This window comes from Tabrizicola sp., from assembly GCF_051645465.1.
Taxonomy (GTDB): domain Bacteria; phylum Pseudomonadota; class Alphaproteobacteria; order Rhodobacterales; family Rhodobacteraceae; genus Tabrizicola.
Window position 1 is genome coordinate 1 of sequence record NZ_JBOFBI010000076.1, and the last position, 23,918, is coordinate 23,918.

27 protein-coding genes are annotated in these 23,918 nt (G+C 67.9%); 24 read left to right on the forward strand and 3 right to left on the reverse strand.

All coding sequences use genetic code 11. The annotated features are described in order from the left end of the window. Positions 1-31 precede the first annotated feature (31 nt). From cobN to cobJ, 5 genes are all read left to right on the forward strand, one after another. Positions 32-2,794, forward strand: coding sequence for a cobaltochelatase subunit CobN (cobN, locus tag ACRCSW_RS04505; protein WP_438702948.1), 2,763 nt, complete (start codon positions 32-34; stop codon positions 2,792-2,794). A 148-nt stretch (positions 2,795-2,942) separates the two neighbouring features. Further along, complete coding sequence (locus ACRCSW_RS04510; protein WP_438702950.1) at positions 2,943-4,175, forward strand: precorrin-3B synthase; 1,233 nt, start codon at positions 2,943-2,945, stop codon at positions 4,173-4,175. Further along, positions 4,159-4,788 carry a precorrin-8X methylmutase gene (locus ACRCSW_RS04515; protein WP_438702952.1) on the forward strand — a complete coding sequence of 210 codons (630 nt, stop codon included), beginning with the start codon at positions 4,159-4,161 and terminating at the stop codon, positions 4,786-4,788. Before ACRCSW_RS04510 ends, ACRCSW_RS04515 begins: the two co-directional genes overlap by 17 nt. A 2-nt stretch (positions 4,789-4,790) precedes the next feature. Beyond that, complete coding sequence (locus ACRCSW_RS04520; RefSeq protein WP_438703011.1) at positions 4,791-5,522, forward strand: precorrin-2 C(20)-methyltransferase; 732 nt, start codon at positions 4,791-4,793, stop codon at positions 5,520-5,522. Next, complete coding sequence (cobJ, locus tag ACRCSW_RS04525) at positions 5,519-6,253, forward strand: precorrin-3B C(17)-methyltransferase (RefSeq protein ID WP_438702953.1); 735 nt, start codon at positions 5,519-5,521, stop codon at positions 6,251-6,253. Before ACRCSW_RS04520 ends, cobJ begins: the two co-directional genes overlap by 4 nt. Before the next feature lie 71 nt (positions 6,254-6,324). On the opposite strand, the gene ACRCSW_RS04530 is transcribed toward cobJ, so the two are convergent. Continuing rightward, the gene (locus ACRCSW_RS04530; protein WP_438702955.1) at positions 6,325-7,053 is read right to left on the reverse strand and encodes a cobalt-precorrin-6A reductase; all 729 of its coding nucleotides are present in this window, start codon (positions 7,051-7,053) and stop codon (positions 6,325-6,327) included. Here ACRCSW_RS04530 and cbiE point away from each other — a divergent pair. The 7 genes from cbiE to ACRCSW_RS04565 all read left to right on the forward strand — a co-directional run bounded on the left by cbiE (position 7,052) and on the right by ACRCSW_RS04565 (position 13,527). Further along, positions 7,052-8,230 carry a precorrin-6y C5,15-methyltransferase (decarboxylating) subunit CbiE gene (gene cbiE, locus ACRCSW_RS04535; RefSeq protein WP_438702956.1) on the forward strand — a complete coding sequence of 393 codons (1,179 nt, stop codon included), beginning with the start codon at positions 7,052-7,054 and terminating at the stop codon, positions 8,228-8,230. The genes ACRCSW_RS04530 and cbiE overlap by 2 nt on opposite strands. Next, entirely contained in the window at positions 8,227-8,589 is a 363-nt protein-coding gene (locus ACRCSW_RS04540; protein ID WP_438702957.1) for a cobalamin biosynthesis protein, read from the forward strand. Before cbiE ends, ACRCSW_RS04540 begins: the two co-directional genes overlap by 4 nt. A gap of 321 nt (positions 8,590-8,910) precedes the next feature. Further along, positions 8,911-9,696, forward strand: a complete 786-nt coding sequence (cobM, locus tag ACRCSW_RS04545; protein WP_438702959.1) for a precorrin-4 C(11)-methyltransferase — start codon at positions 8,911-8,913, stop codon at positions 9,694-9,696. After that, positions 9,693-11,012 (forward strand): cobyrinate a,c-diamide synthase, encoded by a 1,320-nt coding sequence (locus ACRCSW_RS04550; protein WP_438702960.1) that lies wholly within the window; start codon positions 9,693-9,695, stop codon positions 11,010-11,012. The genes cobM and ACRCSW_RS04550 overlap by 4 nt, the downstream gene beginning before the upstream one ends. A 109-nt stretch (positions 11,013-11,121) precedes the next feature. After that, positions 11,122-11,847 carry a uroporphyrinogen-III C-methyltransferase gene (cobA, locus tag ACRCSW_RS04555; RefSeq protein ID WP_438703012.1) on the forward strand — a complete coding sequence of 242 codons (726 nt, stop codon included), beginning with the start codon at positions 11,122-11,124 and terminating at the stop codon, positions 11,845-11,847. Continuing rightward, on the forward strand, positions 11,844-12,590 hold the full coding sequence (gene cobF, locus ACRCSW_RS04560) for a precorrin-6A synthase (deacetylating) (RefSeq protein ID WP_438702961.1): 747 nt from the start codon (positions 11,844-11,846) through the stop codon (positions 12,588-12,590). The genes cobA and cobF overlap by 4 nt, the downstream gene beginning before the upstream one ends. Then, the gene (locus ACRCSW_RS04565; RefSeq protein ID WP_438702963.1) at positions 12,583-13,527 is read left to right on the forward strand and encodes a phosphotransferase enzyme family protein; all 945 of its coding nucleotides are present in this window, start codon (positions 12,583-12,585) and stop codon (positions 13,525-13,527) included. Before cobF ends, ACRCSW_RS04565 begins: the two co-directional genes overlap by 8 nt. 80 nt (positions 13,528-13,607) lie before the next feature. On the opposite strand, the gene ACRCSW_RS04570 is transcribed toward ACRCSW_RS04565, so the two are convergent. Beyond that, positions 13,608-14,513, reverse strand: coding sequence for a DMT family transporter (locus ACRCSW_RS04570; RefSeq protein WP_438702964.1), 906 nt, complete (start codon positions 14,511-14,513; stop codon positions 13,608-13,610). Further along, on the reverse strand, positions 14,495-15,379 hold the full coding sequence (locus ACRCSW_RS04575; protein WP_438702965.1) for a LysR family transcriptional regulator: 885 nt from the start codon (positions 15,377-15,379) through the stop codon (positions 14,495-14,497). The genes ACRCSW_RS04570 and ACRCSW_RS04575 overlap by 19 nt, the downstream gene beginning before the upstream one ends. Positions 15,380-15,549: 170 nt before the next feature. Here ACRCSW_RS04575 and ACRCSW_RS04580 point away from each other — a divergent pair, with 170 nt between their 5' ends. The 12 genes from ACRCSW_RS04580 (at position 15,550) to ACRCSW_RS04635 (ending at position 23,885) form a co-directional block, all read left to right on the forward strand. After that, on the forward strand, positions 15,550-16,434 hold the full coding sequence (locus ACRCSW_RS04580; RefSeq protein ID WP_438702966.1) for a glycosyltransferase: 885 nt from the start codon (positions 15,550-15,552) through the stop codon (positions 16,432-16,434). Between the two features lie 66 nt (positions 16,435-16,500). Next, positions 16,501-17,298: an AraC family ligand binding domain-containing protein gene (locus ACRCSW_RS04585; RefSeq protein ID WP_438702968.1), complete on the forward strand. Its 798-nt coding sequence runs from the start codon at positions 16,501-16,503 to the stop codon at positions 17,296-17,298. A gap of 31 nt (positions 17,299-17,329) precedes the next feature. Then, positions 17,330-17,947 (forward strand): LysE family translocator, encoded by a 618-nt coding sequence (locus ACRCSW_RS04590; protein ID WP_438702969.1) that lies wholly within the window; start codon positions 17,330-17,332, stop codon positions 17,945-17,947. Positions 17,948-18,139: 192 nt separating this feature from the next. After that, on the forward strand, positions 18,140-19,651 hold the full coding sequence (ffh, locus tag ACRCSW_RS04595; protein ID WP_438702971.1) for a signal recognition particle protein: 1,512 nt from the start codon (positions 18,140-18,142) through the stop codon (positions 19,649-19,651). Next, positions 19,648-20,187: a GNAT family N-acetyltransferase gene (locus tag ACRCSW_RS04600; protein ID WP_438702973.1), complete on the forward strand. Its 540-nt coding sequence runs from the start codon at positions 19,648-19,650 to the stop codon at positions 20,185-20,187. The genes ffh and ACRCSW_RS04600 overlap by 4 nt, the downstream gene beginning before the upstream one ends. Then, entirely contained in the window at positions 20,184-20,726 is a 543-nt protein-coding gene (locus tag ACRCSW_RS04605; RefSeq protein WP_438702974.1) for a GNAT family N-acetyltransferase, read from the forward strand. The genes ACRCSW_RS04600 and ACRCSW_RS04605 overlap by 4 nt, the downstream gene beginning before the upstream one ends. After that, on the forward strand, positions 20,723-21,295 hold the full coding sequence (locus ACRCSW_RS04610) for a demethoxyubiquinone hydroxylase family protein (RefSeq protein ID WP_438702975.1): 573 nt from the start codon (positions 20,723-20,725) through the stop codon (positions 21,293-21,295). The genes ACRCSW_RS04605 and ACRCSW_RS04610 overlap by 4 nt, the downstream gene beginning before the upstream one ends. Then, positions 21,292-21,834: a GNAT family N-acetyltransferase gene (locus ACRCSW_RS04615; protein WP_438702977.1), complete on the forward strand. Its 543-nt coding sequence runs from the start codon at positions 21,292-21,294 to the stop codon at positions 21,832-21,834. The genes ACRCSW_RS04610 and ACRCSW_RS04615 overlap by 4 nt, the downstream gene beginning before the upstream one ends. Beyond that, positions 21,831-22,337, forward strand: a complete 507-nt coding sequence (locus tag ACRCSW_RS04620; protein WP_438702978.1) for a GNAT family N-acetyltransferase — start codon at positions 21,831-21,833, stop codon at positions 22,335-22,337. The genes ACRCSW_RS04615 and ACRCSW_RS04620 overlap by 4 nt, the downstream gene beginning before the upstream one ends. Further along, entirely contained in the window at positions 22,334-22,843 is a 510-nt protein-coding gene (locus tag ACRCSW_RS04625) for a GNAT family N-acetyltransferase (protein ID WP_438702980.1), read from the forward strand. The genes ACRCSW_RS04620 and ACRCSW_RS04625 overlap by 4 nt, the downstream gene beginning before the upstream one ends. Beyond that, complete coding sequence (locus ACRCSW_RS04630; protein WP_438702982.1) at positions 22,840-23,367, forward strand: GNAT family N-acetyltransferase; 528 nt, start codon at positions 22,840-22,842, stop codon at positions 23,365-23,367. Before ACRCSW_RS04625 ends, ACRCSW_RS04630 begins: the two co-directional genes overlap by 4 nt. After that, a complete protein-coding gene (locus ACRCSW_RS04635; RefSeq protein ID WP_438702984.1) occupies positions 23,364-23,885 on the forward strand; it encodes a GNAT family N-acetyltransferase in 522 nt (173 codons plus the stop codon). The genes ACRCSW_RS04630 and ACRCSW_RS04635 overlap by 4 nt, the downstream gene beginning before the upstream one ends. Positions 23,886-23,918 lie beyond the last annotated feature (33 nt).

Consider the following 23,918-nt stretch of genomic DNA (forward strand, 5'->3'; position numbering starts at 1 on the left):
CCTCCCCACAGAGGCGGAGGGGAGGCCTCCCATGCCCGACGACATCTCCCTTCCCAGGTCCGATGGCTCGCACGACGCTGCCACCCGTGCCTCCCCTCCCCCTCTGTGGGGAGGGGTCGGGGGTGGGGGGCACCCCGAAAGCCGGCCAACGGTGCTCGTGACCTTCTACCGCAGCTATCTTACCGCCGGCGACACCGCCCCAATTGACGCGCTGATCCAGGCGCTCAGGGACAAGGGCTTCACCGCCTACGGCGCCTTCGCCCCCAGCCTCAAGGCCCCCGGCGTCGCCTCATGGCTCGCGGCCCACCTCACGACCAACCCCCCCGCCGCCGTCCTCAACGCCACCGCCTTCTCCGCCAAGGCCGACGACGGCTCCACCCCCTTCGACAGCGCGGACTGCCCGGTCTTCCAGGTCGCCCTGTCCACCGCCCGCCGCCGCGACTGGGTGGCCTCCGACCGGGGCCTCTCCCCCGCCGATCTCGCCATGCACGTCGTTCTCCCCGAGGTCGACGGCCGCCTCTTCGCAGGCCTCATCAGCCACAAGTCCCCCGGAAAACGCCACCCCGAGCTCCAGTTCTCCCGCTTCGCCCACCGCGCCGACGCCGAACGGATCGCCGCCGTCGTCAACCGGATCGAAGCCTGGCACCGCCTCTCCACCACCCCCGCCGCCGAGCGGCAACTGGCGGTCATCCTCTCCACCTACCCCGGCCGTGCGCACCAGATGGCCCACGCCGTCGGCCTCGACGCCTTAGCCTCGACCGAAGCCCTCCTCACCGACCTCGCCGCCAACGGCTACGCCACCACCGAAGGCCCCCCGCTGCCCGAGGCGCTGACCCAGACCCTCGCCTGGCCCCTGACCGATTACCTCACGGCGCTCGCCACCCTCCCGGAACCCCTCCGCGACGACCTCGCCAAAGCCTGGGGCGCCCCCGAATCCGACCCCTCGGTCAAGGACCAAGCCTTCCAATTCCCCGCCACCCGCCGCGGCAACATCCTCATCGCCCTCCAGCCCGAACGAGGCGACACGCAAACCCGCGACAACGACTACCACGACCTCTCCCGCACCCCCCGCCACGCCTATGTTGCCTTCTACCTCTGGCTCCGCTCCCAAGGCCTCCACGCCGCGATCCACATGGGCGCCCACGGCACGCTGGAGTGGCTCCCCGGCAAGTCCGTCGCCCTATCCGACACCTGCTGGCCCGAGGCCCTGACCGGCCCCCTCCCCATCATCTACCCCTTCATCGTCAACGACCCCGGCGAGGCCGCCCAGGCCAAACGCCGCATCGGAGCCGTCACGCTCGGCCACCTGCCGCCACCGATGACCACCTCCACCCTCCCGCCCGAACTCGCAAATCTCGAACGCCTCCTCGACGAATACTCCACCGCCGACGGCCTCGATCCCGCCCGCCGCACCCGCCTGATCGCCACGATCCGCGACGAGGCCGCCGCCTCGGGCGTGGCCGAAGACCTCGGCCTCCCGCCCAACGCCACCCCCGCCGAAGCAATCACAAGGATCGACCGCTTCGTCTGTGACCTGAAGGAAAGCCAGTTCGGCCACGGCCTCCACATCTACGGCCAAGGCCCGGGAGAACGGGAAGGCCTGCTGTCAGCGCTCAACGGCCGCAAGGTCCCCCCCGGCCCCGCAGGCTCCCCCAACCGGGGCCGCAGTGACGTGCTCCCCACCGGAAGGAACCTCTTCTCCGTCGACCCCCGCGCCGTCCCCTCCCGCAACGCCCACGCCCAGGGCGTGAAGCTGGCCGAAGAACTCATCCGCCGCCACCTCCAGGACCACGGCGACTACCCGCGCGGATTGGTGGTCGACCTCTGGGGCTCGGCCACCATGCGTACCGCAGGCGAGGAGTTCGCCATGGCCTTCCACCTCGCCGGCCTCGCACCCAAATGGGACGACGGCTCGGCAAGGGTCTCCGGCTTTGAAATCCTCCCCCTCGCCATCCTAGGCCGCCCAAGGATCGACCTAACCCTCCGAGTCTCCGGCCTCTTCCGCGACGTCTTCCCCGGCCTCGCCCAGCTTTTTGAGGCCGGAGCCGAAGCCCTCTCCGCCCGCGACGAGACCCCCGACGACAACCCCTACACCACCCGCGCCGCGAGGGTCTTCGGCCCCAAACCCGGCCTCTACGGCCTCGGCATGGGCACCGCTGCCGACACCTTCACCGACGAAGCGCGTCACGCCGCAGGCGAAGCCTGGCTCAACGCCTCCAGCTGGGCCATCGGCACGGACGGCCAGTCGACCGAAAACCGCGCCGGGATCGAGGCGCGGGTCCTAAAGGCCGACGCCTTCGTCCACGCCCAGGACCTGCCCGAAACCGACGTGCTGATGGCCACCGACTACGCCGCGCACGAGGCAGGCTTCGCCGCCGCCGTCGCCCGCCTCGGCGGTCAGACCCCAACGCTCTACCACCTCGACGCCACCCGCCCCGACACCCCCCGCGCCTGCACGCTGACCGAAGAAATCGCCCGCGTCGTCCGCGCCCGCGCCGCCAACCCCGACTGGGCAAAGGGCATGATGAACCACGGCTACCGGGGTGCGGCCGAGATCGCCGCGACCCTCGACCACATGGCCGCCTTCGCCCACCTGGCCCAGGTCGTCCCGCCGCACCTTTTCGATCTCTACCACGACGCCACGCTCGGCCGCGACGAGGTCCGCGACTTCCTCACCCGCGAAAACCCCGCCGCCCTCCAAGCCATGGAAGACCTCTTCCGCCGCCTCCGCGACGCAGGCCTCTGGCTCACCCGCCGCAACTCCATCGCCTCAAAGCTGGAGGGTGCCGCATGACCCCTCCCAATTTCCCTTCGCCAAATATCCCCGCCGGAGGCCCTTCGTCCGAGCCGGTTGCGCGTTCTTCACGCGCAGAGGCGAGACAAAGACTCTTCGCGCGGAACGCGCTCATTTCAATAGCCGCCCCAACCCCAGGGCGCCCCGCATGACCGCCGCACCGAAGATCAAAGGCTGGTGCCCCGGAGCCCTCCGCCCCATGCAGTCGGGCGACGGCCTCATCGTCCGCATCCGCCCCCCCGGCGGCACCCTCACCCCCGCTCAAGCCGCAGCCATCGCCCAAGCCGCGGCCAGACACGGCAACGGCATCATCGACCTCTCCGCCCGCGCCAACCTGCAACTCCGGGGCGTGACCGAAGCCTCGCATGGCCCCCTGATCGAGGACCTCCGTACCCACGGCCTCATCGACCCCGACATCGAGACGGAGTCCCTTAGGAACCTCATCGTCACCCCCTTCCGTTCCCCACCATCGATTGCAGGGAATCCAACGTCAGACACAAGGCACCCCCCTCCCCCCAACGGGGGGGAGGGATGGGGAGGGGGGCTCCTGGCCAACATCGACAGCCTCGCTGCCACCCTGACGGCAGCCCTTGCGCGGATGCCTCCGCTCTCCGGAAAATTTGGCTTCACCATCGACACCGGCCCCCATCCTGTCCTGACCGACGCTTCGGCGGATATCCGTGTCGAACGGTCCGCGGACGGCCGCCTGATCCTGCGGCCGGACGGGCACCCGTTTGGCAAGCCCGTCACCGACCTCGCCGAGGACGCCATCGCCATGGCCGAATGGTTCGTGGCCTCCGGTGGCATCACCAACGGCCGGGGCCGCATGGCCGCGCTCATCGCCAAGGGCGTCGTCCCCGAAGGCTGCGACACCGCCCCCGCCGCGCCGCTCCCTCAACCTACACCGGGCCTCTATCCAGACGGCGCCATGGTCGCGCTCGCCTTCGGGCAGATACAGGCGCAAACCCTTGCCGCCCTTGCCGCCCTCGGCCACGACCTCCGCCCCACCCCGTGGAGGATGCTCCTCCTCGCCGGAGCCACCCGTCTGCCCGACATCCCCGGCCTCATCACCGACCCCGCCGAGCCGCTCCTCCGTGTCACCGCCTGCACCGGAGCCCCCGGCTGCCCGCAAGCCCAAGGCGAGACACGCGCCCTTGCCCGTGCCCTTGCGACCCACCTGTCCGAGGGGCGACACCTGCACGTTTCCGGCTGCGCCAAGGGCTGTGCCCGTCCGGCCGCCTCCGATCTGACCCTCGTGGCGATGCGCGACGGATATGATCTGATCCGAAACGGCACCGCCTCCGACACTCCCGACCTTGTGGGTCTCGCCGTGCAAGCGATCCCCGACCACCTGAAGGCCCCCCATGCCCCATCTCTATGAAACCGACGGCGCCGCGATCTACCTGCAAAGCTTCGCCATGATCCGGGCCGAGGCCGACCTCTCCCGCTTCACGCCCGAAGAGGAAATCGTCGCCGTCCGCATGATCCACGCCGCAGGCATGGTCGACCTTGCGCCCCACATCCGTTTCACCCCCGGCATGGCCATCGCCGCCCGCACGGCGCTGGAAGACGGCGCCCCCATCCTCTGCGACGCGCGGATGGTCAGCGAAGGCATCACCCGCACGCGCCTCCCGAAGGGAAACGAAGTCATCTGCACCCTCCACGACCCCCAAGTCCCCGAGCTAGCCAAGACGATGGGAAACACCCGCTCCGCCGCCGCCCTGGAACTCTGGCGCTCCCACCTGGAAGGCGCAGTCGTCGCCATCGGCAACGCCCCCACTGCCCTCTTCCACCTCCTCAACATGCTCGAAGACCCCACCTGCCCAAGACCCGCCGCGATCATCGGCTGCCCTGTCGGCTTCGTCGGCGCCGCCGAGTCGAAAGACGCTCTGATGGAGGCCCCTCCGGCCCCGAGCCTCATCGTAAAAGGCCGCCTCGGAGGCAGCGCGATCACCGTCGCCGCCGTCAACGCGCTCGCCTCCAGGAAGGAATGACCATGGGCCGCGTCATCTGTGCAGGCCTCGGCCCCGGCGACCCTGACCTCATGAGCCTCCGCGCCGCCCGCACCATCGGCGATGCCCGCCACGTCGCCTATTTCCGGAAAGCCGGCCGCCCCGGCCAGGCCCGCCGTATCGTCGAGGGTATGCTGAACCCTTCGGCAACCGAATACCCAATGGAATATCCCGTCACGACCGAGCTTCCCTTCGACAGCCCGGCCTACACCGACGCCCTCGCCCACTTCTATGACGACTGGGCCAACCGGCTGGCACAGCTGGCCGCCACCGAGGATGTCGTCGTCCTCTGCGAAGGCGACCCCTTCTTCTACGGCAGCTTCATGCACCTCCACTCCCGCCTGCAAGGCCGCGTCCCGGTCGAGGTGATCCCCGGCATCACCGGCATGACCGGCTGCTGGACCGCCACCGACACGCCCATCACCTGGGGCGATGATGTGCTGACCGTCCTCATGGGCACGCTGCCCGAGGATGACCTCGTCCGCCACATGGCGGGCGCCGACGCGCTGGTCGTGATGAAGACCGGCCGCAACCTCCCCCGCGTCCGCCGGGCACTGGAGCGGGCAGGGCGGCTTCATCAGGCCTGGCTCGTCGAACGCGGAACGATGCCCGGTCAACGGGTCGCAAAACTCGCCGACGTCGACGCCGCCGACTGCCCCTACTTCGCGATCGTCCTCGTCCACGGCCACGGCCGCCGCCCGGAGCTGCCGGAGTGACGGGCTGGCTCGCCATCGCAGGCCTTGGCCCAGGCGACGACCGGCTGGTCACGCCCGAGGTGACCGAGGCACTGGCGCAAGCCACCGACGTGGTCGGCTATATCCCCTACGTCGCCCGCATCACCCCGCGACCGGGCCTCACCCTCCACCCCTCGGACAACCGGGTGGAACTCGACCGGGCCTGCGCGGCCTTGACCATGGCCGCCGAAGGCAAGCGGGTCGTCGTGGTCTCCTCGGGCGACCCCGGCGTCTTCGCCATGGCCTCCGCCGTCTTCGAGGCGCTAGAAGACCGCCCCGACCGGCAGTCGCTCGACATCCGGGTCCTCCCCGGCATCACCGCGATGCTCGCGGCTGCCGCCCACGCAGGCGCACCCCTTGGTCACGATTTCTGCTGCATCAACCTCTCCGACAACCTGAAGCCGTGGGAGATCATCGAAACCCGCCTCCGCCACGCCGCAAAGGCCGACTTTGCGATGGCCTTCTACAACCCCCGCTCCGCCAGCCGCCCCGAAGGCTTCGCCCGTGCGCTGGACATCTTTAGGGAAGAATGCGGACCCGACCGCCTGATCACCTTCGCCCGCGCCGTAACGACGCCCGAAGAGCGGATCACCACCGTCACGCTTGGCGAAGCATCTCCCGACATGGCCGACATGCGAACCGTCGTGATCCTGGGCAACTCCGCCACAAAACGGGTTGGCCGCTGGGTCTACTCCCCCCGGAGGGCAGGATGAACGGCCAGCAGCAGGGGCCCAAAATCCTTCGAAGGATTTTGCAAAACTTTTCGAAAAGTTTTGCGCCCGGCTCAGCCGTTCAGCCAGGCCATGACCTCGGCCACACTGCGAGCCATGCGGCGGGGCGGTATTTCCGGTCTGTCGATCATCACCACCGGCAGGCCAAGCGCCCGGGCCGCAGCGATCTTTGCAACCGCGCCCTTGCCTCCGGCATTCTTGGCGACGACCAACTCGGTCCCGTGCCTCTGCAAAAGGGCGGTATCCCCCGCCACATCGAAGGGACCTCGCGCCATGATCACCTCGGCCGGGAACGGCAGCGGGTCTGCCGGGGCGTCCACCAGACGAAGCAGGTAATGGTGCTGACTCTGGGCCGCAAAGGGGTCGAGGTGCTGGCGTCCGATGGCCAGGAACACCCGCAGCGGCGGACGATGGAGCGCGGTGACTACGGCGGCAATGTCGGGCACATGCATCCAGCGGTCGCCCTCGCCCGCGACCCAGGGCGCGCGTTCCAATGCGATCAGTGGGATGCCGGATGCGGTGCAGGCAGACACGGCGTTGCTGCTCATCTGCGCGGCAAAAGGGTGCGTGGCGTCGACCACATGGCTGATGCCTTCGCTTGCCAGATAGGCCCGCAGCCCTTCAACCCCGCCGAAGCCCCCGACGCGCATGTGGATCGGCTGGCCCATCGGCGCGTCGGTGCGCCCTGCATAGGAGTAGACCCCCGCCAGCCCCGCCTTCGCCAAGGCCTGCGCCATGAGATTGGCCTCGGTCGTGCCGCCAAGAAGCAGGATGCGTGTCATGGGTGATCCCTGGCTGAGCATCATCGGTCTGGGTGAAGATGGACCGGCTTCGCTATCGCCTGCAAGCCATCGCGCATTGATGAAGGCCATGGCAGTTTTCGGCGGGCCTCGGCATCTGGCGTTCGTCGATGCCGGACGAAAGGCCCACCCCTGGCCCATCCCCTTCGATCCCACTCCCGTTCTCGCCCACCGGGGCACACCTACTGTCGTCCTGGCGTCAGGTGACCCGTTCTGGTTCGGCGCCGGCGGCAGCCTCATGGCCCACCTTCAGCCCGGCGAGTGGACCTCCCACCCCGCGCCCTCCACGTTCCAACTGGCCGCGAACCGCCTCGGCTGGCGGCTGGAGGACACCCTCTGCCTCGGCCTCCACGCAGCGCCCTTCGCCCGCCTCTACCCGATCCTCGGCAAAGGCACCCGCACGATCTGCACAGTTCGCGATGCCGCCGCCGTCACAAACCTCACCCAATGGCTCGCCACCAACGGCCACCCCAACGCACGGCTTACCATTCTCGAACGCCTCGGCGGCCCCCACGAGCGGATCCGAGACGCCGACCTAACCAAAATCCCACAAGACATCGCCGCCCCCGTTGCCGTCGCCATTCACGCGAACGACCCCGGTCTCCCCAAAGCCTCCGGCCTCCCCGACGACCTCTTCGACCATGACGGCCAGATCACCAAGCGCCCGATCCGCGCGCTGACCCTCTCCACCCTCGCCCCCCGTGCGGGAGAGACCCTCTGGGACATCGGCGCAGGCTCGGGCTCGATCGGCATCGAATGGCTCCTCGCCGGAGGCGCCCGCGTCGAGGCGCTGGAGACCGACCCCGCCCGCGCCGCCCGCGCCCGCGCCAATGTTGAAGCCTTCGGCCTGTCCCACCGCCACCATCTCCACGAAGCCCGCGCGCCCGAGGGGCTGGACGCACTGCCCAAACCCGACGCAGTTTTCATTGGCGGCGGCGCGAACGACGCCCTTCTCACTGGCCTCTGGGAGATCATCCCCCAAGGCGCCCGTCTGGTCATGAACGCCGTCACCATCGAGACCGAGGCACTGGTCCTCGACTGGTCCGCCCGCCACGGCGGCCATCTCCTCAAGATCGAACTCTCCGAACCCGCCGCCATCGGCCGCAAACGCGGCTGGCGCGCGGCGCTGCCGATCCTGCAATGGAGCGTCACAAGATGATCGTCGCAGGCTTCGGTTTCCGCTCGGAAACCACCCTCGCCGCGCTGCAGGACGCCCTGTCGCGGGCAGGCGGATCGGAGGGTGTGACCCACCTCGCCACGCTTGCCGCCAAGGCCGCTGGCCTTGAACCGCTAAGCCGACACCTCGGCCTGCCCGTCATCACCCTCCGGCCGGAGGTGCTGTACGGCCAACCCACCCTCACCTGCTCCACCCGCGTGGAAGCCCTTCACGGAACCGGTTCCATCGCCGAAGCTGCTGCCCTCGCCGCTGCCGGACCGGGCGCGACGCTTCGCGGTCCTCGCGCGGTGTCGGCGGATGGAACCGCTACAGCAGCGATTGCCGAGGGGGTGTCCCGATGACTGCGGTCGGTTTTCAAATTGAGCGCGTTCCGCGCAAGCCTTTTGTCTCGCCTCTGCGCGTGAAGAACGCGCAACCGGCTCGGACCGCGGCATGGTGCTTGAACCAGTGGCGCCACCATGTCGCACTCCGGCGGGGATATTTGCAGGAGGGAAAGGACAGGGGCTGCAATGCCCGTGCCCCGAAGCTTGGCTCGCTTGCGATGGCTGCGAGTGTCGGGATGTTAACGGCTGGGAAATGGCCATGCGCAAACCATTGAAATCATTTGCCCCGAAAGGCGTAACTCAGCGTTACGTCCATTCCTTCCGCGAAGGCCTAACCCCATGACCGTCCACTTCATCGGCGCAGGTCCCGGCGCACCCGACCTCCTGACCCTCCGCGGCCGCGACCTTATCGCAGCCTCCCCCGTCTGCCTCTACGCGGGCTCTCTGATCCCGGAGGGCATCCTCTCCCACTGCCCCCCCGGCTGCCGGATCGTCAACACCGCCCCCCTCTCCCTCGACGAGATCATCGCCGAGATCGCCACCGCCGATGCCGCAGGTCAGGACGTGGCCCGCCTCCATTCCGGCGACCTGTCCATCTGGTCCGCCATGGGCGAACAGCTCCGCCGCCTCCGCGAGCTCAAGATCCCCTACGACGTCACCCCCGGCGTCCCCTCCTTCGCCGCCGCCGCTGCAACCCTCGGCGTCGAGCTCACCCTCCCCGGCCTTGCCCAATCCGTCGTGCTGACCCGCACCGAGGGCCGCGCCACCCGGATGCCCGACCGTGAGACCCTTCCGGCCTTCGCCGCCACCGGGGCCACCCTCGCGCTCCATCTCTCGATCCACCTGATCGACAAGCTTGCTGCCGAGCTGATCCCCCACTACGGCCCCGACTGCCCCGTCGCCGTCGTCTGGCGGGCAAGCTGGCCCGACGAGCGGATCATCCGCGCCACCCTTGCGACCCTTGCGAAAGCTGTCCCAGCGGAGGTCGAACGCACCGCCCTTATCCTCGTCGGCCCCGCACTCGCGCAGGAAGGCTTCGATGAAAGCCGCCTCTACGCCGGCGACTACGACCGCCGTTATCGCCCCGTCGGCACCGACCCGCGCTTTCCCGGTACCGGTCGATGATCCCCGGCCTTCTCATCGCGGCTCCGGCCTCGGGCACCGGCAAGACGACGGTCATGCTGGGGCTTCTTGCGGCCCTCCGGGAGAGAGGCCTCACGGTTCAGCCCTTCAAGAACGGGCCGGACTACATCGACCCCGCCTTTCACCGGGCGGCGAGTGGACGGGACTCGTTCAACCTCGACAGTTGGGCCATGTCCGGCGCGATGCTGGACGGGATGCTTGGGGCGGCAGAGGGGGCCGACCTCATTCTTGCGGAAGGCTCGATGGGGCTTTTCGATGGGGTCGCGCAAAAGGGCGCCACGGGAAACGGCGCCTCGGCTGACCTCGCCGCACTGATGGGCTGGCCGGTGATCCTGGTCATCGACGCTTCGGGCCAGGCGCAGACCGCCGCCGCAGTGGCCCAAGGGCTTGCCCGTTTTCGCGCTGGCGTCCGCGTCGGGGGCGTCATCCTGAACCGGATCGCGAGCCCCCGGCACAAAGCGCTGATCCGCGCGGGCATGGAGGAGGCGGGCCTGACCGTCCTCGGCGCCGTCCCCAAACGCGCGGCCATCGCAATGCCCGAACGCCACCTCGGCCTTGTGCAGGCCGAAGAGCAGCCCGCGTTGCAGGCCCTGATCGCGGAAGCCGCCCAACTGATGCGCGAGGGCGTCGACCTTGATGCCCTGATCGCCACCGCCACGACCACCGCCACCCCCGGACCCGCCGCAAGGATCACCCCACCCGGCCAGCGCATCGCCCTTGCCCGCGACGCGGCGTTCAGCTTCATCTACCCACATCTCCTGCAGGGCTGGCGCGCCGCCGGGGCCGAGATCCTGCCCTTCTCCCCGCTCGCCGATGAAGCCCCGGACCCAGGCGCCGACACCTGCTGGCTCCCCGGCGGCTACCCGGAACTGCACGGCGCAACCCTTGCCTCCGCGAGCCGCTTCCGCGACGGGCTGCAGGCCTTCGCCCAGGCAAAACCCGTCCACGGCGAATGCGGGGGCTACATGGCAATGGGCGAGGCGCTGATCGACAAGGACGGCACGCGCCACCAGATGGTGGGCCTTCTTGGCCTTGTGACGAGCTTCGAGAAACGGAAGATGCACCTTGGCTACCGCAGCGCGGTCCTTGCAGAGGCCATCCCCGGACAGCCCACCGGCGCCCGCCTCAAGGGCCACGAGTTTCACTATTCCACCATCCTGTCGCAACCCGACACCCCACTCGCCGCAGTCACCGACGCCACCGGAGCCCCTGTCCCCGAGACCGGCAGCTCTCGACGTCAGCCGGGAGGTGGGCTATCGACCGGCACCTTCTTCCACCTGATCGCAGGCGCATCGTGACCAAGCTGATCTCCGACGCAATGACGGCGCGAAGCGGAGTTTTCGAAAACTCCGCATCGGAGCCTTCAAAGGCTCCGGTCCGATTTCTTCGAAGAAATCGGTGGACGAGATGACCGGTCACGTCACCTTCGTGTCTGCCGGCCCCGGCGACCCCGATCTTCTGACCGTCAAGGCAGTGAAAGCGTTGGGCCAGGCCGACGCCGTTCTCTATGACGACCTCTCCTCCGGCCCGATCCTGGCACTTGCGAAGCCGGGGGCGGACCTCGTCGGTGTCGGCAAACGCGCCGGGCGCGCCTCGCCAAAGCAGGACCATGTCAGCCGCCTTCTCGTCGACTACGCCCTCACCGGCGCCCACGTCGTCCGCCTGAAATCCGGTGACTCGGGCATCTTCGGCCGCCTTGAGGAGGAGCTTACCGCCGTCCGCGCCGCGGGCATCCCGTGCGAGATCATCCCCGGCGTCACCTCGGCCTCGGCCGCTGCGGCCCTCGCCGGCATCCCGCTGACCCGCCGCACCCACGCGCAAAGGGTGCAGTTCATCACCGCCGCCGACACCTCCGGCAAACTCCCGCCCGGCCTGAACCTGCCCGCACTGGCTGACCCCAAGGCCACCACTGTCGTCTTCATGGGCAAGCGCACCTTCCCGGCGCTGGCCGCCGCTCTCATCGCCCACGGCCTGTCGCCGGACACACCCGCGCTTCTGGCCGAAGCGGTGTCCACCCCCGAACAGCACTTGCACCGCAGTACCATCGCTGGGCTGGCGGCGGTGCTGGCTGAAGACCGCGGCCCGCTTGTCGGCCTGATCATCTTCGGCGCGCTGGCCGAGGGGGATCTATGACCACCCTCTCCCTGATCGGGATCGGCACCGGCAACCCCGACCACGTGACCGGCCAAGCCGTCAAGGCTCTGAACGCCGCCGACCTGATCCTTCTGCCAAGGAAGGGAGAGGAGAAGTCCGACCTCGCCGATCTTCGCCGCCAGATCCTTGCTCAGGTCCTGACGAACCCGGTCCCCGTCGCCGAATACGATGTCCCCACCCGCTCCGACCAGGACGACTACCTTGGCGCCGTGAACGACTGGCACGATGCCATCGCCAAGGTCTGGGCTGACGCCATCGCCACCCATCTGCCGGAGGGAGGAGAGGTCGCGCTCATGGTCTGGGGCGACCCTTCGCTTTACGACAGCACGCTCCGCATCGCCGCCCGCCTGCCCGGCCTTGCGGTCAGGGTCATCCCCGGCATCACCAGCCTGCAGGCCCTGACTGCGGCCCATGCCATCCCCCTCAACACCCTCGCCGCACCGATGACCATCACCACCGGTCGCCAGCTCCGCGACCATGGCTGGCCCGAGGGCGCCGTCACGCTGGCGGTGATGCTCGACAGGGGTGGCGCGTTCACAACCCTCGACCCAGAGGGTCTGACCATCTGGTGGGGCGCCTATGTCGGGATGCCGGAAGAGACCTTGATCCACGGCCCGCTGGCCCAGGTCTCCGACGAAATCCTCGCCACCCGCGCCCGGCTTCGCACCGAACACGGCTGGATCATGGACATCTACCTTCTCCGCCGTGGCGACGATGTCTGACCTTATCGTCCGCGCATTGCCCCTCTACGGCCTGCCGTCCGACACCCCGCTCACCCTCCTGAACCGCTCGGAAAACGAGACCTGGCGGGCGGGCGACCTGGTCATTCGCTTGCATCGGCAGGGCTATCACACCAGGGCCGAGATTGCCTCCGAACTCGCCTGGCTGACTGCGCTGCAGGACTTGCCGGGCCTCCGCGCGGTGAAGCCCGTGGCCGGGACCCAAGGCCTTGTCACCGAACTCGACGGCCGCTTCCTTGTCGCCTTCGCCCCGATCGAGGGCCAGGAGCTTCAGCCCGGCGACGATCTCGCCCGGTACTTCGGGCCCTTGGGCGAAATCACCGCCCGCCTCCACCTTCATGCCCGAAGCTGGACCCAGCCCCCGGGCTTCACCCGCAAGCGCTGGAACGCCGAAACCATCCTCGGCCCCAGACCGCATTGGGGGGACTGGCGGCAGGCGCAGGGTCTTGACGCCAACGGCACGAGGCTTCTGACGCGCGCCACCGAGGTGCTGGCCAACAGCCTTCGCGCCTATGGCACCGGACCCGACGTCTTCGGCCTTATCCACGCCGACCTCCGCCTTGCGAACCTGATGGTGGATGACCAAGGCCTCTGGGCCATCGACTTCGACGACTGCGGTTTAGGCTGGTGGGCCTATGACCTTGCCTCGGCGCTAAGCTTCATCGAAACCGACCCGCGCCTGCCTGACCTCGTCGCCCGCTGGTGCGACGGCTACATCCGCATCGCCTCCCTCCGCCCCGAGGATCGCGCGATGATCCCCGCGCTTGTCTTCCTGCGCCGGGTACTGCTCACCGCCTGGCTGGCGACCCGCGCCGACAGCGATACTGCGCAAGCGTTAGGCGGGCCAAGCTATACGGCGGATACCCTGGCGCTCGCCGAAGGCTTCTTGACCGACGGCCTGGCCAGGTTCCGCCCCTGATCCCTCCTCGTTCGACTTCGTCTCCTCGTCGGTTGCGGCACAGCGAGGAGTGGACGAAGTCCATCGACGAGCGACCCCGATCATTCCTTCAACAGCAGCCACAGCGCCAGCACCGTCATCGCCACCCCCGCCAGCACCAGCCCCGGCGGCACCGCGCCATGCAGCGCGATCTCCCACAGGATCACCCAGCTGGGCACCAGATAGGTGTAGGCCATGACCTTCGCCGCAGGCAGTCGCAGCGTCGCATATTGCAAGAGCACAAAGGTCATCGCACTCGCCGCCACGGCCACGTAGACCAGCGTCACCCAGACCACGCGAGGCAACGCCGCCCAGTCCGTCGCAACGACCGCAGGCCAGGCATAGACCGCCAGCAGCAGCGTCCCGGCCACCATCATCCCGAAGGTGAAGACCACCGCAGGCTCGCCCCGGTTCAGCTTGCGGACCAGGGGCGCATAGGCCGCATGCGCCACGCAGCCGACGAAATAGACCGCCTCGCCCCGCCCGATCTCCATCGCCATCAGCGCCTGCAGGTCAGCCCGGAAGATCACCCACAGCGCCCCCACCCCGCCCACGCACAGGGCCACCGCCATCCGCCCGGTCAGGCGCTGGCGCAGGAACACCCAGCCGAAGCCCGCAGCCATCACCGGCGTCAGCGTGAATACAGCGGCGGCCGAGACGGGAGGCGCGGTCTTCAGCCCCTCGAACATCAGCACGAAGTACGACGCCAAAAGCCCGCCCAGCACCAGATAGCGCCATGGAGCCACCCAGGCCGACCGGGGAATCCCCGTCGTCACCACCGCAGCCACGCCGACCAGCGCCCCGGCCAGCACGAAGCGCACCACCGAAAGCGCGCCGGGGTCGATGTGCGGCGCGGCCAGCACCCCAAGCGAGAACGACCCGGCGACCAGCGCCGAAAACGCCAGCATCGCCAGATGCCCGCGTGCCGGTTGGCCAAGGCCCGAAAGCGTCAGGCGCAGAACTTCCACTCCTTCGCCGCATCCTTCAGGTGGGTCAGGAAGGCCTGGACCTTCCGCGTCCGGTGCAGATCGACGTGGGTGACGATACGCAGGGGCGACTCCCATTCCGGGCGCGGTGGCAGGATCTCGACCAGCCCGGGGTCACCTTCGGCACGAAATGCCGAGATGAACCCCATCCCCGCGCCATTCCGGACGCCGTGCTCCAAAGCCAACGGCTCGGTCGCCGTATAGGCGATCTGGTCCGGCTGAACCGTCGCCCGCAGCCAGCGGTGGAACGGCGCCCGGCTTGCCTCGTTGTCGGCGCAGACAAAGCGGTGGCCGGCAAACTCGGCCTCTGACGCGGGCTTGCCGAACCGCTCGACATAGGACCGCGCCGCATAAAGCCCCGCCTTGATCCGGACCAGGGGCTGCACCACATTGTCCTGCTCTTCCGGCCCCGACCCGGCGCGGATCGCCACATGTGCCTCGCCGTAATCCAGCCGGAAGACCCGCATATCGGTCAGAAAGCGCATCTGCACATCCGGCCAGGCTTCCTGAAAGCTGACCAGGACCGGCGTCAGAAGGTCCGAAATCCCGGCGATCGAGGTCACCACAAGCTCGCCCGAGACCGTCTCGCCCTGACCCTTGATGCGGCTGACCAGATGCGCAAACTGCTCTTCCGTCGTCTGTGCCACCGCCAGCAGGTCACGGCCCGACTCGGTCGGCGTATAGCCGCGCGCGTGGCGCTGGAAGAGCTTCACCCCCAGCCGTTTCTCCAACGCGTCGATATGCCGGATCACCGTTGCGTGGTGGACGCCCAGAACCTCGGCCGCGCCTGAAACCGTGCCCAGCCGCGCCACTTGAAACGCCGTGCGGATTTCATCCCAGTTTTCCATATCGCCCTCAACCTGTGCGCCAATGCACAACAGCCGGAATCCGGTCCAGACGCAAGGGGCCCGCCCAACCCGTGCGCAAGCAAACTCCGATCCGCTCCGACCTCTCGGAACTCTTGACTTGTCCACCCGCTGTGTCGCTTTTGGGCAGCACGACCAAAGGAGTATGCTGAGTGTTTGAAAGTCGGACGATTTACGGCCACATCCGGTTCTCATTCTATGGTGTCACGGACACGCGCCTGCGTCCCGACGAGGACGGCACTGCTTTTGCGAAGCTGTACGACGAAACCCGGATGGCCCGGCGTTTTTTCCTGTTCGAGAACCTGACCCTCCCAAGCCTCGTCAACCAGACCGACCGGGATTTCAAGACCATCATCATGTCGTCCGAGGTGATGCCGGACCGGTTCAAGGAACGGCTGACGGCGATCATGAAGCCCTTGCCCGGATCGATGGTCGAGTTTTCGCCGTATCAGCGCAGCGACAAGGCCTTCGGCAAGTTCATGACTGATGCGGCGGGCTACAAAGGGCGCTCCAGCTCGGTACATTTCCGGCTGGACGACGACGATGCCGTGTCGGTGAACTACATCGCCCGTCTCCGCGCGCTCAGCGCGGGGCTTTCGCCATCGACACACATCACCTTTCCGACCGGCATTTTCCTCTTCCCCGCCGGCCCCGACGAACCGGTGGGCGTCTCGATGATCCAGCAGCGGTTCCTGACCGCGATTGGCCTCGCCACCGTGAACGGCGGGAATTTCCAGAAGAACCCGTTCCAGATGATGCACGGCAACGTCTGGACCCGCTGGCCGGTCGTCTCGGACCCCAGCTTCGCCGCCCACATCCGGACGCAGCACTTTGAAAACGACACGGTCGCCCGGCAGGACCGGATCCTCGGCGCCCTCCAGCGCGAACGCGGCAGCCGTCGCGGCAAGCGCTACGCGGCCGAGGTCGACCGGGTTCTGGCAACAAGCTTCCCCTTCCTCAATCGCGAAACGCTCGACGGCCTGATCGGGCGCTGTGCCGCCATAACAAGCATGGCCGACCTGCCGCCGGTGACCTGACCGTCGCCGAGCTAGGGTACGACGTGCGGCCTTGCACTTTCGTCCGGCCAAGGCACACTGCAGACCATGATCCTGCATGACGTCCAGGCCCGTCCCACGTCCATCAGCGGAGTGATCGCCGTAACCGCCCGCTCCGCGCGCGGATTTGCCCGCCACACCCATGACCAGTTCGGCATCGGCCTCGTCGAAGGCGGCGCGCAGACCTCGGCTTCGGGGCGGGGGCAGGTCTGGGTCAAGGCTGGCGACCTGATCACCGTGAACCCTGGCGAGGTGCATGACGGGCTGCCGATGGACGACCGGGGCAGGGCGTGGCGCATGCTCTACCTCGACCCTGAAGCGATGGCGGGCCTGACCGGGCGGCAGGAAGAGTTCGCCTTCCCGGTGCTCCGTCAGCCCGGCCTCGCGGAACGGTTCCGGCGGCTGTTCCGCGCCGTACGCGATCCCGCACAGGGCCTCGCTACCGAAGCCGAACTCGTCGTCCTCAGCGCAGCACTTGACGACCGGCCCAACCGGCCCGCACCACCGGCCGGGGTGACCCGCGCGCTTGAGGCCCTGCAGGACGATCCCGCCCGCCCGGTCTCGCTTGCCGACCTTGCGGCGATGGCCGGGCTCACGCAGTTTCATTTCCTGCGCAGTTTCGCCAAGGCGACTGGCCTCACCCCCCACGCCTTCCAGATGCAGGCCCGTCTGCACCTGGCGCGTCGGCTGATCGCATCAGGCCAGCCCCTTTCGGCAGCGGCAGCCGAGGCGGGGTTTGCCGACCAAAGCCACCTGACCCGGCTGTTCTCGCGCAGCTACGGTATGTCGCCCGGTCGCTACGGCCGCAATTTCGTTCAAGACCGGGGCAGGGCAAGCAGGGGATAAACGGGCCTTCCGCCCACGAAAGGCCCGCCCCATGTCGCTCTTCTCACCTGAGTTCCTGCTCACCTCGCTGATCGTCGTCGCCTCGCCCGGCACCGGGGCGGTCTACACCGTCGCCTCCGGCCTTTCCCGCGGCGCCAATGCCTCGGTTCTTGCGGCCTTTGCCTGCACCCTTGGCATCCTGCCCCACATGGCCGCGGCCATCACCGGGCTTGCCGCCCTCCTTCACCAAAGCGCACTTGCGTTCGAGATCGTGAAATACGCAGGCGTCGCCTATCTGCTGTGGATGGCCTGGTCCTCCTTGCGAGAAGACGGGGTCCTGCGCATCGAAGAAGCAACACCGAAGGCCGCGCGCGCCGTCCTGATCGAGGGGGTCGCGATCAACCTTCTGAACCCGAAGCTCTCAATCTTCTTCCTCGCCTTCCTGCCCCAGTTCGTCGCCACCGACGATCCCGCCCCCCTGACCGCGATGATCCTCCTCTCGCTGGTCTTCATGGCCATGACCTTCGTCATCTTCGCCCTCTACGGCCTCTTCGCCGCCCAGATGCGCGACCACGTCATCTCGCGCCCCGCCGTCCTTGCCTGGATGCGGCGTGGCTTTGCGGCGGCCTTCGTGGCCCTTGGCGCCCGGCTTGCGCTGACCGAACGCTAGCCGCCTCGCTTGACTCTGCCGTCCCGACGGCGTATCCGCCCACCCAATTCCCGGAGGCCTCTCGCTTCCGGTCCCTTGGGCAAATCCCGGGATCGCCATCCGTCAGCGCGTTGCGCCCACGGATGCGCTTCGGCTTTGCACAACGGCTCCGCCGCCCCATATCGGGGCAAACATGAAGCACGAGGTGACGCGATGTTCGAAAGCCTGTCAGAACGCCTTGGTGGCGTCTTCGACCGTCTGACCAAGGCCGGCGCGCTGACCGAGGCCGACGTGGTCACAGCACTCCGAGAGGTCCGCGTGGCGCTTCTGGAGGCCGACGTCTCCCTCCCCGTCGCCCGCGACTTCATCAAGCGCGTGACCGAAAAGGCCACTGGAGCCGCAGTCACCAAGTCGATCACCCCCGGCCAGATGGTCGTCAAGATCGTCCACGACGAACTGATCCGCGTCCTGGCGGGCGACGGCGCGCCCGAAGCGCTGAAAATCGACAACCCGCCCGCGACGATCCTGATGGTGGGCCTCCAGGGTTCGGGGAAAACCACCACCACCGCGAAGCTGGCCAAGCGGCTGAAAGAGAAGAACGGCAAGAAGGTCCTTCTGGCGTCCCTCGACACCAACCGCCCGGCCGCCATGGAGCAGCTGGCGATCCTCGGCACCCAGATCGGTGTCGACAGCCTTCCCATCGTCAAAGGCGAAACCGCCGTCCAGATCGCCAAGCGCGCCAAGACGCAGGCCAACCTCGGTGGCTATGACGTCCTCTTCCTTGACACCGCCGGACGTCTGCACATCGACGAAGTCCTGATGGACGAGGTCCAATCCGTCCGCGACATCGCCCAGCCCCGCGAAACCCTGCTGGTGGTCGATGGCCTGACCGGCCAGGACGCAGTCAACGTCGCCACCGAATTCGACGGCAAGGTCGGCATCTCCGGCGTCGTCCTCACCCGGATGGACGGCGACGGCCGCGGCGGTGCCGCCCTCTCCATGCGTGCCGTCACGGGTAAACCCATCCGCTTCGTCGGCCTCGGCGAAAAGATGGACGCGGTCGAGCCCTTCGACCCCGAACGCGTCGCCGGCCGCATCCTCGGCATGGGCGACATCGTGGCCCTGGTCGAAAAGGCGCAAGAGACGTTCGAGGCCGAACAGGCCGAACGCATGGCGAAACGCTTCGCCAAGGGCCTCTTCAACATGAACGACCTCAAGATGCAGATGGAGCAGATGCTCAAGATGGGCGGCATGCAGGGCCTGATGGGCATGATGCCGGGCATGTCGAAGCATCAGGCGCAGGCCGAAGCCGCAGGCATCAACGACAAGATGATCCACCACCAGATCGCGCTGATCAACTCGATGACCAAGAAGGAACGCGCGAACCCCGATCTCCTCGCCGCCTCCCGCAAGAAACGCATCGCCGCCGGTGCGGGCCTCGATGTCGCCGACCTCAATCGCCTTCTGAAGCAGCACAAGCAGATGGCGGACATGATGAAGAAGATGGGCAAGGGCGGCATGATGAAGAACATGATCAAGCAGTTCCTCGGCAAGGGCGGCATGCCAGACCCCTCGAAGATGTCCCCCGAACAGCTCGCCGAAGCCGCCAAAGGCATGCAGCAAGGCATGGGTGGTATGGGCGGCGGCCTTCCCCCCGGCCTCGGTGGCCTCCCCCGCGGGATCACGCTCCCCGCCGGTCTTTCGGGGCTGATGAAGAAGAAATGACCCTCGCTCTGCGCCCCGCATTGACCGGATTGCCCGTTCTGGAGACAGAGCGGCTGATCCTGCGTGCGCCGCAGCCAAGCGACTGGCCCGCCTTCCGCGACTATCGCGCATCGCCGCGTACGGCCTTTACCGGCGGCACGAAGAAAGAGCATGAAGCGGCGGAACAGTTCGCCTCGTTTTTCGGCCATTGGATCATGCGCGGCCATGGCCGCCTGATCGCCGAGGACCGCGCCACCGGCCAACCCATTGGCCACTTCGGCCCGATGCAGTGGGAAGACCACGCCGAGGTCGAACTCACCTGGTCGCTCTGGACCGCCGAGGCCGAGGGCAGGGGCCTCGCCACCGAGGCCGCAACCGCAATGTACAACTGGGCCTTCGGTCCGCTTGCTCTCACCTCCGCCCGCGCCGAGGTCCACCGCGACAACGCCGCATCGCATGCCATCGCGCGCCGCCTCGGCGGACAGGTAACCGACAACGAGCGCCCGAAATGGATGCCCGAAGGCACGGTCTACCGCTTCACCAAGGTGGCCGCATGACCTACCGGCTTACCCAGGACGCGAACGGCGGTCCGGTCCTTGAGACCGGGCGTCTCTGCCTGCGCGCGCCCAGGGCCGGGGATTTCGACGCCTACGCCACCTATTATGCCCAGGACCGCAGCCGCTTTACCGGTGGCCCGCTGGACCGGCCCACGGCCTGGCGCGCCTTCGCGGCCCAGCTTGGCCACTGGCAGCTGCGCGGTTACGGCCTCTGGACCCTGACCCTTAAGGACACCCCCGACGCCATCGGCCATGTCGGCTTCTGGAACCCGGAAGGCTGGCTGGAGCGTGAAGTCGGCTGGTCGCTTTACCCCGGACACGAAGGTAACGGCTTCGCTTTCGAGGCGGCGATGGCCGCGCGGACCTATGCTTACACGGACCTCGGCTGGGGCGCGCTGATCTCGGTGATTGCGCCGGGAAATGACCGCTCCGTCGCGCTGGCCGTCCGGATGGGGGCAACGTTCGAACGCGAATGGGTCACTCCCTCCGGCAAGCCTGCGCTGATCTACCGGCACCCGGGCCTGGAGGTGACGGCATGACGCTGACCCCCGCCGAACGCCTCTCCGCGATCCGCATCGCCAAGGTCAACCACGCCGGTGAATACGGCGCGATCCGGATCTACGCGGCGCAGATCGCGATCAGCCGCTGGTTCTGGCCCAAACTTGCCGACCGGCTGGCCGAGCTGAAAGCGCATGAGATCACCCACTGCCGCCTCTTCGCCCAAGCCCTCGCCGAACGCGGCGGACGCCCCTGCCGCGCGATGTATCTGTGGAGCACAGGCGGCTGGGTTCTTGGCGCTGCGTCAGCGCTTTTCGGCCAGAACATGGTCTGGACCTGCACCGAAGCGGTCGAGGATACCGTCCACCACCACATGACCGATCAACTGACCTTCCTGCGAAACCGCGACGCCGGCCTGCATGACCTGATCGAAAGCATCCGCGCCGAGGAAGAGGGCCACCTCTCCCTCGCCCGCCAGGAAAAGACCCGCACCACCCGGCTGACCCGCGCCTTCGAAGCCGTCATCCGCGGCAGCGTCGAAGTGGTCATCTGGCTCTCGACCTGGGGCGACTCCACCCGGATGCGCCGCGACCTGCGGGGTGCCGCATGACCTACCGGCTTGCACACGATGCCAACGGAGGCCCGGTCCTTGAGACTGAACGCTTGCGCCTGCGCCTGCCGACCCTTGCCGACATTCCGGCAAGCTACCGCTTCTGGTCCTCCGACCGCTCCATCATGATGGGCGGCCCGTGGTCGATGGAGACCCTCCAGACCGAAACCCAGGACCTACTGAACCAGTGGCAAAAGCACGGGTTCAGCCTCTTCACCGTCACCCGTCACGGCTCTGACGAAGGCATCGGCGGCATCGGCCCGTTCTTCCCCGACACCCACCCCGAACCCGAACTGGGCTGGAGCCTCTGGAACGCCGAAGACGAAGGCCATGGCCTCGCCCTCGAAGCCGCCGCCGCCGCCCGCGACTGGTTCTTCGCCACCTCGGGCTACACGACAGCCATCAGCTACACCCACCCGGACAACGTTCAGTCCCATCGGCTGTGCGAACGGCTTGGAGCGACGGTCGACCCCGACGCCGCCTGTCCCTACCCGCCACCCACCCTCACCTACCGCCATTTCGCCGGGGGTGCCGCATGACACCGCCCACCCTCCACACCGAACGCCTCACCCTCCGCGCCCCGGTACTGGCCGACTTCCCCGCCTACGCCGCGCTCATGGCCTCGCCCCGATCGGCGGGTATGGGCGGGCCTTACGACGAGTGGCAGGCCTGGGGCATGTTCTGCCACGAGATCGCCTGCTGGCAGCTCTTCGGCCACGGCGGCATGACCGTCCTCCGCCGCGACACGGGTGAAGCTGTCGGCCTCGTCGGCCTGAACGCAGGTCCGCTCTACCCCGAGACTGAGCTTGGCTGGCAACTCAGCGAGGGCCACGAAGGCCAGGGCTACGCCACCGAAGCGGCCCGCGCGCTCCTCGACTGGGCCTTCGCCAACCTGCCGGTTCAAAGCATCGTCAGCTACACCGGCCCCGACAACCTCGCCTCGCAAGCCGTCGCAAAACGCCTCGGCGCAGTGATCGACCCCGCCGCGCCTGTGCAGGACGAAGGCGACATCGTCTGGCGCCACCACCGGAGGTCCGCATGATCGCCCCGACCCTCCAAACCGAACGCCTGACCCTGCGGATGCCAGAGCTTGCCGACTTCGAGCATCACGCGGCCTTCTTCGCCTCTGACCGCTCGATCCACGAAGGCGGCCCGCTCGACCGCCTCGCCGCCTGGAGGTTCTGGGCTGCCGACGTCGCGCTCTGGGTGCTCAAGGGCTACGGTCCCTTCGGCGTCGACGACCGCGCGACCGGCGCCTATCTGGGCGAGGTCGGCATCTACCACGGCGACGACTATCCCGCCCCGGAACTTGGCTGGTTCGTCGTCCCCGAGGCCGAAGGCAAAGGCATCGCCCTCGAAGCCGCCCGCGCCGTGCTCGACTGGGCCAAAGCCAGCTTCGACTGGCCCCACATCACCAACATCATCGAACCCGCCAACACCCGCTCCATCGCCCTTGGCCTCCGCCTTGGCGGCGTGATCGACCTCACGCTTCCCGGCATCGACCCCGGCGACGTGGTGATCCGGCACGACCTGAGGAGGGTAGCATGACCTACGCAATGCCCCTCCCGATCCCGGTCCTGACCACCGAACGCCTCACCTTGCGCGAACCGCGCGAGGCGGACTTCGCCACGATGCTCGTCTTCAACGATAGCCCCCGCTCCGAATTCGTCGGCGGAGGCATTGACCGCAAGTGGGTCTGGCGCTCGCATCTGTCGAACATCGGCCACTGGGCGCTGCGCGGCTACGGGTTCTACTCGGTCGACACCAAGGCGGGCGAATTCATCGGCCGGGTCGGCGTCATCTACCACGACGGCTGGGATGAACCCGAGCTTGCCTGGCACCTCTACGACGGGTTCGAGGGCAAGGGATACGCCTATGAAGCCGCCCTTGCCGCCCGCGCCGACTATCACGCGAGGATCACCCCGAACCCGCCGATCAGTTACATCGATGTGGCCAACACCCGGTCCGAGACCCTGGCCCTACGCCTGGGCGCAACGCTTGAACGGACGCTGAACGACGACAAGGGCCACGACCACGTCTACCGCCACCCCAAGCCGGAGGTGCGCGGATGACCAAGGGTAACATCCCGACGCTTACCACAGCGCGCCTCACCCTGCGCGGCCCCAAGGACAGCGACGCTGGCCCGCTCGGCGTGTTCCTCGCCAGCGACCGCGCGCAATGGATCGGCGGGCCCTGGCCTGCCAGCGACGCAGCGGATTGGCTGGCCTATACCGTCGAGCAATGGGCTGAAAACGGGCGCGGCACCTGGATCGTCGCACTTCGCGATGGTGACACCCCCATCGGTCGCGTCGGCTTTCTTGATCACGACGGCTGGCACGAACCCGAGCTCGCCTGGTTCCTCTTCGAAGGCTTCGACGGTCACGGCTACGCGCATGAGGCCGCCCTCGCCGCCCGCACCTATGCAACCGAAACCCTGAACCTGCCGCCTGTCTTCAGCTTCATCGAACAGGTGAACCAGCGCTCCAAGGCCCTGGCCGAACGGTTGGGCGCGACGCCTGAACGCGATGTCCAGTTCAAAGGCATCACCCTGACCGTCTACCGCCACCCTGACCCGGAGGCGCTGAAATGACAGCGTGTTTCTCAAAGGTCCGCTCCTCGCTCG